Below are 9,810 nucleotides of genomic sequence, written 5' to 3' on the forward strand. Positions count from 1 at the left end.
ATCCGGTTGTTCTGCAACGGCGTGCCCACCGTAACCGGTTTGCCAAGATCGTCGGCGCGCAGCACACCCAGAATATTGATGTCGCTGATCTCGGTCAGGCCATAGATGTTGACGACCTGGACCTGCGGCCCAAGCTGGCCGCAGACGGATTGCAGGAGCCGCTGCTCGATCTTCTCGCCGCCGATCAGCAGGTAGCGCAGCGCGTTGGGCGGCTGCTCCGGCGCGACCTCGTTCAACACCGTCTGCATGTAGGAGGGCACCGCGTCGAGCAGATGCACCTGCTGCTCGTGCAGGTAGCGCAGCAGGGCGCGGCTGTCGAACTTGACCGCATCGGGGATGATGTGCAGCGTGCGGCCAAAAAAGAGCGTCGGGAAGATCTGGTTGACCGAGATGTCGAAGCTGATCGAGGTGATCAGGCCGGTCGTTTGGACGGCGGGATCGGCGAAGTAGGCGCGCAGACCGAAGACCAGATTGATCAAGCCGCGCTGCGTGACCATCACGCCCTTTGGTTTGCCGGTCGAGCCGGAGGTGAAGATCAGGTAGGCCAGGTGCTCCGGCAGCGCCGTGCGCGCCGGATTCGATGTTGGTTGCTCGGACAGCAGCGGCCAATCGGCATCCAGGCGGAAGACCCGCGCCTGATGCTCCGGTAAGCGCTCGACCAGCGCAGCCTGGGTCAGGAGCACCGGCGCGCGGCTGTGCGACAGCATGTACTGAAGCCGCTCGGCAGGATAGGTGGGATCGAGCGGCAGGTACGCGCCGCCGGCCTTGAGGATCGCCAGCATGCCGACGATCATCTCCAGACTCCGCTCGACACACAGCGCGACGAGCACATCCGGCCCGACGCCCTGCGCCCGCAGATAGTGCGCAAGCTGATTCGCCCGCGTGTTCAGCTCCGCGTAGCTCAGCGCTTGCCCATCGAAGACGATCGCGCGAGTGTGGGGCGTGCGCGCGGCCTGCGCCTCAAAGAGTTGATGCACGGCGGCGTCGCGCGGATACTCCGCCTCGGAGCGGTTCCAGTCGATCAACATCTGCTGGCGCTCGGCCTCGGTCAGCAGCGGCAGCTCGGCGATCCGCTCGTCGGGGTTGGCGACGAGCGCTGCCAGCAGCGTGTGGAAATGGCCCATTATGCGCGTAATCGTCTCGGCGGCGAAGAGGTCGGCATTGTATTGCGACCGTATCCGCAGGCCCTGGGGCGTTTCCACGATCGACAGCGCGAGATCCTGCGCGGCGGTGACATGCTCGGTTTCCATCAGCTCGATCGTGAGCGGCGGAACGCTGAGCGCGGGCCGTGGCGTGTTTTGGAGCACAAAAAAGACCTGAGTGAGCGGCCTGGTGCTCAGATCGCGCTCTGGCTGAAGCACCTCGACCAGCTTCTCGAACGGTAGGTCTTGATGCGCATAGGCGGCGAGCGTCGTCTCGCGCACCTGCCGCAGCGTATCGCGAAACGTGGGATTCCCGGCCAGATTCGCCCGCAGCACCAGCGTATTGACGAAAAAGCCGATCAGCGGCTCGACCTCGGCCCGATTCCGGCTGGCGATGGCCGATCCGACCGCGATGTCGTTCTGGCCCGTGTAGCGCTGGAGCAACACCTGAAGCGCGGTCAGTAGTGTCTGAAAGAGGGTCGCGCCTTCTCGCTGGCTCAGGGCCTTGAGCGCGTCCATCAGCGAAGGCGGCAGCAGATGGATCTGACGAGCCCCCGTGATGGTCTGGATCGCGGTGCGCGGATAGTCCGTCGGCAGCAGCAGCTTGGGCAGATCGGCAAGCTGGCGCTTCCAGTAGTCTAGATGTACGGCCAGCGCCTTATCCCGTAGTCGCTGGCGCTGCCAGACGGCGAAGTCGGCATACTGGATTGGGAGCGGAGCCAGCGGTGAGGGCCGACCCTGGCTGAAGGCCGCGTAGAGCGACGTTAGCTCCCGCACCAGCACGCCCTGCGACCAGCCATCGGCGATGATGTGGTGCAGCACCACGATCAGCCGATGATCCTGCGCTCCGAGGCGCAGCAGCCGCGCCCGCAGCAGCGGGCCGCATGCCAGATCGAAGGGGCGGCGCGCCTCGTCCAGCATCCAGCGCTGGATCGCTGCCTCGCGCTCACGAAGCTCGACGCCGGTAAGGTCGCTGATCGGGAGCGTCAGCGTGAGCGTCGGCGCAACCACCTGAAGCGGCTGCTCGTCCGCCGCCCCCTGGATGAAGGTCGTGCGCAGGGTTTCATGGCGCTGCACAACGACGTTGAGCGCCTGGGATAGCGCCGCCGCATCGAGCGGACCCGTGAGACGCAGCGCCGAGAGCAGGTTGTAGGTTGCGCTTCCCGGCTGGAGCTGATCGATAAACCACAGCCGCTGCTGCGCGAACGAGAGCGGGAAGCTGTTGACACCGCTGGTGCGTGGAAGCTGTGGGATACGAGCCTGATCCTCGCGGGTCTGCTGGCGGTATAAGAGTTCGAGCAGCTTCCGTCGTTCGGGTGAAAGGTCTGCAATTCGGTGCTGAAGATCGCTCATGGGTTCTCCTCAGGCCTTGACGTGATGGGGAGTGCGGGCAGGCACCGCCGCGCTTGCAGCTTGGAGCAGTGTCATCCAGAATCTTGATCGGACCCTGCCTGTTATCCAGGTGACATCATGGAGCGAGCAGATCGATGTGCTCGATCGTGGGCGGATCGCGGTATTGCGCGACCATCCGGCAACGGACGGGCGCTGCGCGACGCTGGGTATCATACGGTGATCCCCCAGGAGAGCAGGGCTTGTTCCGGCGAACGCCCACACTCTCCCAGAGGATCTGGTGCTAACCAATGCCCACGGCGGCCAGGGCATGGTGCTGCAGCCGATTCTGACAGCCGTGCTGCGACCCGGACGACCTCACCGATTCTTTGCCGCCGCGTCAAGCACTTCTTCCAGCATCAACGCCGCCAGCGCCTCCGGCGTCGCGCCTTCACGCGCGGCCAGGGCGCGCAGGCGCCGGATGTGCTCCGGGCGGATCTGCACCTGGAGCGTGACCAGCCCTGCCTCGTCCGTGGCCTCCTGATGCTCCTGGCTCTCCTGATTGGTCATGCGATCCTCCTTCGCTCCTTAGGGCGTATGGTGCTTGTGTCCGTGCTCATCCCGCGCGCCGACCTCGCGCAGCTCGCTGGCGGCAACCCACGTCGGCGCTGCCGTGCTGTCGATCGGACGCACCGCCACCGCGACCTGCTCGTCGTGCATGCGCGCATCGACGAACGTGACCTGCACGCCGTGCGCGGTCCAGAGCGCCCGATCGCGCAGATGATAGTCGTTGATCCAGCCGCTCTGCTGCGGGCTGGCGATGGTCTGCACCCGCAGCCACTCGCCGCGCTCGTCAAGCACGCGGACGACGGTCGCATCGGCGATCTGCGCGACGGCCTCGGCGCTTCCCGGCGCGCGCACCAGGGCCACTGTCGCCTGGGCCAGCAGCCCATGATCGTCACGACCGCTGATCAGCACAATCGGGCCGGATGCGGCGGCAGGCATCGTGCGGCTGGTCAGCAGGAAGCCGAACGCGCTCACGAGCACCAGGACGGCAACCAGCCAGAGCCAGCTCCGGCGGATCACGGACACGTAGCCGGGTTGCTCGTGCCCTTGGTCACGTTGCTTGAGATCGTGCTGCACCAGGCTCCTCCATTCCCGATCCGGTGAAAGACCTTATCGTACTGCGTGCTGCCGAGCGAGTACGTCGTCTGATCGTAGACCGTCTCGACGCCATTCGCCAGCTTCAAGAAGCGCACCGCCTCGCTGCCGGTGTTGTTCAAGAAGCCCGACGCAAACTCCATCACGTAGAAGCCGCGCGCCGGGATCGTCGTGCCCGCCGGGATCTGCCTGGGCGCGCCGCCGCCGCCTGCCACATCGGCGAGGTACAGGCCGCTCAGAGCGATCGCGCCTGACGTCGGATTGTACAGCTCGATCCACTCTGGCGCGTTGGTGGATTTGGGAGCCATCAGGTACTCGTTGATCACCACCTGCGACGGATCGCTCGGCGGCGGCGTCGTGCCGGTGTAGGCCGTGTAGGTGCGCGTCCCGGCGTCGTAGGTCATCGTGTAGCCGCTGCCGGAGCCGGTCGTGCGCAGCACGAGGTCGCCGTTGGTGTTGAGCGTGCCGCTGTAGTTGGTGCGGGAGCCGTCGGCCTGCGCTGTATCGCAGGGATTGTTGGTCAGGTAGATTTCGGAGCCGGTGCCGCGCTCGTTCGTCAGGCCGCGCAGCGCGTCCAGCACGCGGTTATCCGGGTGGCCGTAGGAATTGTTGCCGCAGGAGAAGACCGCCGTTTCAGGCCGCAGCGTGGTGAGATAGTCGGCGCTGGAGGAGTGGCCGCTGCCGTGGTGGTTGGCGCGCATGGTATCGACGTTGCCGTAGCGCGGCGCGAGCAGCGCCTCGATATTATTGTAGGTGTAGCCGTGCTGGCTGACGTTGTACTCGCCGTCGCTGTCGCCTGCGGTGGCGTAGTTCCAGTTGCCGTAGGCGATGTGCAGCGCGATTGAATAGTCGTTCTCCGACGGCGGGCCGTTGCCGCCCTGGGTGGTATGATCGCCGCTGACGGGCGTCACGCCGTCGGCCTGCATGGTGTCTTTGCCGTTGGCGTTCAAGATCGTCGCGGTGACGCCCGGCCCCAGGTTGAGCGCGGGCCAGGGCGCGCTGTTGGTCAGCGTCAGCACATGCCCAGCGATGATCGCGCGATCGGGCTGTCCCGCGGGGCCGTAGAGCCAGCAGATCCAGCGCCGCGCAGTTTGCGAGGTGGTCCCCGCGTTGTGCCAGGCGATCTCGTTCGAGGGCGTCGTCGAGGTGCCGACCTCGCAGCGCCCGTTGCCGTTGGTATCGGCCCAGGTGCCCGCGTCGCGATCGATCAGCGTGGCGACGGTGAAGCCCAGGCCGCCGGGCGTCAGCAGTTGGTACAGGCCGTTGCCGTAGCTGCTCGTGTCGCTCGGATTACCAGCGTAGCCAATGTGGTCGAGATGCTGATGCGAGGCCATGACGTAATCGAGCGCGACGGGGCTGCTGCCCGTGCCGCAGATCGCGCGGATCGTGCTCGCAATCCGCGTGGCCTTGGTGTTGGTGCCCGTCGTGTTGTAGGCTGTCTCTCCCAGATCGATGAGCAGCGTTTTGCCGGTCGGGCCGACGATAAGCTGGCTGTCGCCCTGCTCCACGTCGAACCAGTAGACGCTGACCTCGCCGGGGGTCCAGGTGCCGCTGCTGCCACAGGGGATCGCGCTGGCTGCGGCGCGCGATGGTGCTACGGGGACGATGCCAGCGGCGCAAACGACGCTGAGGAGCGCCACAAGGAGGCCGATCGACCGTGGATGGTGGCGTCCACGGCTTGCGCGCTGGTGAGCGCTCCGTTCGTTCCACATCGGAAGCATGCTGTACTCCAGGGTGAGGCATCCCACGAGGAGGATGCTGCCAGATAACAGCATTATACCGGGCCGGTGGTGACACGCGGATCGGGCGACGATGGCGCTTCCGCATCAACCACTTGGGGGGCCGACTCCCTGACACCCGGCGCTCACTGGTCGGCGAGCGCCTGGAGGCCAAATGTCAGCGCGTGGTCGCGCCTGGGTCGTGGATACCACAAGCAAAAAGGTGTTGCGCGATGATCGCAACACCTTTAGCTCTGGACCATACGCTGCGTCCGCAGCGCCGTGCCGCTAGCCTTTGCTGACCTCGAACCGGATGCGATACTGGCCGCCATCTCCGGTGAAGACCAGATTCTTGGCTTTCACCCCGTCCTCAACCTGCAAGAGGGTCTGGCTGAGGCGAAGCTCCTGGGTCGAGCCAACCCGGTCATCGAAGTTGGGAGCGCCCGTGGGAATCTTCAGCGCCCCATTGATGTCCTTGATCAGCTTCGCGACCCGATCGGCCCTGCTCATGCCCATCGACGCCGCGAGGCTCGCGACCGCCGCCGACTTGACCAGGATCTGCGCCGCCGACGGATCGCCGTCATCATGCTCCATCAGCGACACTAAAAAGATCACATCGTCCGGATGGTTAATCGCCGCCGGTTTTCCGTTAAGGCCCCAGCATGGACGTCGCCAGATGATGAACGGCACCGAATCGGGATTGAATCCCGCTGGAATCGGCTGTGTCACCAGCAGATCCGCCTCATCGACATCAGCCCAGGGTCCATACCGTGTTACCTCGACATTGGGGATCGGAGTCTTGAGATTAATCCCGGTAACTAAGATGTAGGGCTCGTCGGAGCCTACTTCATCGGTTTCGATCAGACATCGCACTTTGGTGACGGCGATTACGACTGGCGAGGCCATGCTGTACCCCCATGTAAAACGTACCTGTATCAATGCAGTATATCTCAATGAATGCACGTCCAGCATGGTTTTTCCGCCGGGAAACGTCCACAGGCTGCCCTGGACGGCTGATGGTCGCTCGTTTCGTGTTGCTCGTTCGCTGGCGGGCACGTTTGTCCCGGCGGCTAATACCGCCGCTCGACGGTCCCACGCGGCCAACGGCCAGGCCGGGGCCTCCCACGCCTGCCGCTGTCATGGCGCGCTTTTTGCTATACAAGCAGCAGACCGATCCGGCTGTGCTTGGCGGTCGTGGCACGCCTGCCGCTGTCATGGCGCGCTTTTTGCTATACACCACTTGATCGGCCAGATGTTGCGGGGAAGCGTGGCCGCTGCTGGAGACGCCCTCCAACTCCTATCCCGCTCAACCGGCTCACACCGGGCGGGCTGATCCTCGCGTGCTCTGCGTGCTTGCTTTTAGCTAAAAGCATCGTAGAATATTTATGAGGATCGAATTATCTGATATTGATGACCTGGCGGTCTGGTATGCTGCACGTCCAACAATGTGATGAATTGTACCTGGCCGCATGGCCTGACGGGATGGACACGTAGACATGTGTCAACAACAGAATGCGGCACTCGGGGAGATAGGGGCCGTGGACGCTGTGACAATGTGATGCTGTGCCTCCTCACGGATCACCCTGGAGATACTGTTGAACACACCAACGCCGAATACATCCGCTCGCGAGATCCCGTACTCGATCACCAGCCACCGCACGGCGCGTGATCTAGCGCCGCAGGCCGACTGGCATCCGCTGCGAGAGTCGGAGCATGTCGTCCAGCTCTACGAGGCCGATACCTTCCTGATCCAGGCCCTCAGTGAATTCATTGGTACGGGCCTGGCCGCAGGTGATCCCTGTATCGTGATTGCCACGCCCGAACACCGCGCCGGGCTTGACGAGCGCTTGCAGCTCGCCGGGCTGGATCTCGTCGCTGCACGCGAGTCCGGGCAGTATCTCACCTTGGACGCCGCCGAGACGCTTGCGACGTTCATGGTTGATGGATCTCCAGAGCCGAGTCGCTTCGCCGCGATCGTTGAGCAGATCGTTGCACGGGCAGCCGAGCGTCGACGACAGGTGTGGATCTTCGGGGAAATGGTCGCGCTCCTGTGGGCCGAGGGCCAGCATGACGCTGCTCTGCGCCTGGAAGCCTTCTGGAATGATCTGCACACCAGGCATGCCTTTGTGCTCTGCTGTGCCTATCCCATCCACGGCTTTGGCGGCGATGCCCTCGCGCAGCCGTTGAAAGAGGTCTGCGCCGCGCATGGCCGCGTCATTCCCGCCGAAAGCTATACCGCACTCGCCACTGCCGACGAGCGCCTGCGCGTCATCAGCCAGCTCCAACAGAAGGCCCAGTCTCTCGAAGTCGAGATTGCCGAGCGAAAGGTCGTCGAGGCCGCGCTGCGCATGGTGAAAAGCGACCTGGAAGTGCAGGTTGCGGATCTGCGCCGCCTGCATGAGCTGAGCGCGAACCTTACCTCCACGCTCGATATTGAAGCGGTGCTCCATGAGGTGCTCCAGGCGGCGCTTCTGGTCCAGGAGACGGACCTCGGTCTGCTGTCGCTGTGCGACTCGGAGGGCGAGGGACTCACGCTGCAAACCAGCCGTGGCTTCGACGACGCCTTCCTGAAGGAGGTGGCGTGGGTCCCGGTTGGCGGCGGTGCCTGCGGCACCTGCTACGCCGAGCGCCGCCGGGTGGTCGTCGAGGATGTGGAAACCGATCCGATCTTCGCGCCCTACCGTGCGGGAGCGCGCCAGGCGGGCTTCCGCGCCGTGCATAGCACGCCGCTCGTCAGCCGCGACGGCACCATCACCGGCGTGCTCTCCGTGCATTTTCGCCAGCCGCACCGACCCTCGGAGCGGGAAACCCGCCTGATGGACCTGTACGCGCGCATGGCGGCGGATGCGATTGAGAACGCCCGGCTCTATCAGGCCGCGCAGGATGCGATTCAGGTACGGGATCAATTTCTCTCGATCGCCGCCCATGAGTTAAAGACACCGCTGACCTCGCTGCTCGGCAACGCGCAGTTGCTCCAGCGCCGGGTGGCCCGTGAGGGAACGATTCCCGCCTCGGGCGCGAAGGCCATTGGCGTGATTGTCGAGCAGGCCAGGCGGCTCAACAAGATGATCCTGGGGCTGCTGGATGTATCACGCATCGAAATGGGACGGCTCAGTATCGAGTGCGCGCCGTTGGACCTGTGCGCGCTGGTGCGGCGCGTGGTGGAGGAGAGCGAGCCCACCTTCGTCAACCATAACGTCGACTGTCTGACGCCGAGCGGCTCGCTGATAGTGGACGGCGACGAAGTGCGCCTGGAGCAGGTTATCCAGAACTTGCTCAGCAACGCGCTGAAATATAGCCCGCACGGCGGCCCCATCACGGTGCGGGTCGAGCAGCATGGGAATCATGCCCGTCTGCTGGTGACGGATCGCGGGATTGGGATTCCGAAGCAGGAGCAGCCGCGCCTGTTTCAGCGCTTCTACCGGGCCAGCAACGCGGATCGTCAGTATATCAGCGGGATGGGCATCGGACTCTATGTGGTTAAGGAGATTGTCGGCCTGCATGGTGGGACGATCGACGTGGAGAGCGGCGAGAGCGCCGGGAGCACCTTCATCGTGAGCCTGCCGCTCCGTGGAGCATCACCTGCGGCGGAGGATCGAGAAGCCGCATATGGGAGCAGATGATGGAGCAGTGGCGCGCAAACGTGCTGACGACCTGGGATGAGATTCGGGACCTGCTGGCGTCCGTGCAGCGGGTTGCCGTGCTGGGCATGCGCTCCGAGCGCCATCCCCAGATGCCCGCGTTTTACGTTCCCGCCGCGCTCGCTGCCGCCGGGCTGGAGATCGTTCCCGTTCCGGTGTATGAGCCCCAGGTTCCTGAGATGCTGAATCGCCCGGTCTACCGCGCGCTGGCAGCTATTCCCGGCCCGGTCGACCTTGTCGATGTCTTTCGCCGCTCCGAAGATCTCCCGCAGCATGTCGACGATCTGCTCGCCAAGCGACCGACAGCGGTCTGGTTTCAGTCGGGGATTCGCGATGATCGCGTCGCGGAGACGCTGGCGCGCGCCGGGATCAAGGTGGTGCAAAGCCGCTGCCTGATGGTCGACTACCAGCAGTTCATGCGGACGCGCTAGCGCATCGATTGGCAGCTCCAGGATCGCTCAAACAGGATGTTGTCCTGGCCTCGCTATCTGTCACGAAGCAACTGCCACAACAGGCGTTTCCAACGCATCGGATCAATCGCATAGCAGACGTCAATATTCGGCGTCTCGTGTAGGACACGCCAGCGATCGACGACGGTCATGCCGCGTGTCAGCTCGCTCTGCGTCTCGACGGCCACATAGCAGCGCTCGCGGATCGTGCAGATCGAGGGATCGAGCGCGACCGCCATCGCGACGGGATCGGGCTGCGTCAATCCCGCCTCGTGCAGCCACTCGGTGCTAGCCCGCAGCGCTGCCGCGTTACAGTCGACGGCGAGCGCCGCCAGCGGACCCAGCGTGCGCAGCTCATCGAGCTCGGCCT

9 protein-coding genes are annotated in these 9,810 nt (G+C 64.5%); 3 read left to right on the top strand and 6 right to left on the bottom strand.

Annotated features, from left to right (window positions below; all coding sequences use genetic code 11):
• From VFZ66_09845 to VFZ66_09865, 5 genes are all read right to left on the bottom strand, one after another.
• A partial coding sequence (locus VFZ66_09845) for a condensation domain-containing protein (protein HEX6289482.1) occupies positions 1–2,495 on the bottom strand: 2,495 nt, incomplete at its 3' end.
• 354 nt (positions 2,496–2,849) lie between these two features.
• Positions 2,850–3,041 carry a hypothetical protein gene (locus tag VFZ66_09850; protein ID HEX6289483.1) on the bottom strand — a complete coding sequence of 64 codons (192 nt, stop codon included), beginning with the start codon at positions 3,039–3,041 and terminating at the stop codon, positions 2,850–2,852.
• Between the two features lie 18 nt (positions 3,042–3,059).
• Positions 3,060–3,563, bottom strand: coding sequence for a hypothetical protein (locus tag VFZ66_09855; GenBank protein ID HEX6289484.1), 504 nt, complete (start codon positions 3,561–3,563; stop codon positions 3,060–3,062).
• Positions 3,554–5,353, bottom strand: a complete 1,800-nt coding sequence (locus VFZ66_09860; protein ID HEX6289485.1) for a lamin tail domain-containing protein — start codon at positions 5,351–5,353, stop codon at positions 3,554–3,556. The genes VFZ66_09855 and VFZ66_09860 overlap by 10 nt, the downstream gene beginning before the upstream one ends.
• A 285-nt stretch (positions 5,354–5,638) precedes the next feature.
• Positions 5,639–6,256, bottom strand: a complete 618-nt coding sequence (locus VFZ66_09865; GenBank protein HEX6289486.1) for a hypothetical protein — start codon at positions 6,254–6,256, stop codon at positions 5,639–5,641.
• A 47-nt stretch (positions 6,257–6,303) separates the two neighbouring features.
• On the opposite strand from VFZ66_09865, the gene VFZ66_09870 reads away from it, so the two are divergent.
• From VFZ66_09870 to VFZ66_09880, 3 genes are all read left to right on the top strand, one after another.
• Positions 6,304–6,594: a hypothetical protein gene (locus VFZ66_09870; GenBank protein ID HEX6289487.1), complete on the top strand. Its 291-nt coding sequence runs from the start codon at positions 6,304–6,306 to the stop codon at positions 6,592–6,594.
• A 351-nt stretch (positions 6,595–6,945) separates the two neighbouring features.
• Positions 6,946–8,973 carry an ATP-binding protein gene (locus VFZ66_09875; protein HEX6289488.1) on the top strand — a complete coding sequence of 676 codons (2,028 nt, stop codon included), beginning with the start codon at positions 6,946–6,948 and terminating at the stop codon, positions 8,971–8,973.
• On the top strand, positions 8,970–9,422 hold the full coding sequence (locus VFZ66_09880) for a CoA-binding protein (protein HEX6289489.1): 453 nt from the start codon (positions 8,970–8,972) through the stop codon (positions 9,420–9,422). The genes VFZ66_09875 and VFZ66_09880 overlap by 4 nt, the downstream gene beginning before the upstream one ends.
• Before the next feature lie 53 nt (positions 9,423–9,475).
• On the opposite strand, the gene VFZ66_09885 is transcribed toward VFZ66_09880, so the two are convergent.
• A partial coding sequence (locus VFZ66_09885) for a nucleoside hydrolase (GenBank protein HEX6289490.1) occupies positions 9,476–9,810 on the bottom strand: 335 nt, incomplete at its 5' end.

It is taken from the genome of Herpetosiphonaceae bacterium (assembly GCA_036374795.1).
Classification (GTDB): domain Bacteria; phylum Chloroflexota; class Chloroflexia; order Chloroflexales; family Kallotenuaceae; genus LB3-1.

What these genes read in the sequence shown, in the direction of transcription:
- VFZ66_09880 (HEX6289489.1), top strand. Translation starts at nt 8,970, where the DNA reads ATGATGGAGCAGTGGCGCGCAAACGTGCTGACGACCTGGGATGAGATT.
- VFZ66_09870 (HEX6289487.1), top strand. Translation starts at nt 6,304, where the DNA reads ATGAATGCACGTCCAGCATGGTTTTTCCGCCGGGAAACGTCCACAGGC.
- VFZ66_09865 (HEX6289486.1), bottom strand. Translation starts at nt 6,256, where the DNA reads ATGGCCTCGCCAGTCGTAATCGCCGTCACCAAAGTGCGATGTCTGATC.
- VFZ66_09860 (HEX6289485.1), bottom strand. Translation starts at nt 5,353, where the DNA reads ATGCTTCCGATGTGGAACGAACGGAGCGCTCACCAGCGCGCAAGCCGT.
- VFZ66_09850 (HEX6289483.1), bottom strand. Translation starts at nt 3,041, where the DNA reads ATGACCAATCAGGAGAGCCAGGAGCATCAGGAGGCCACGGACGAGGCA.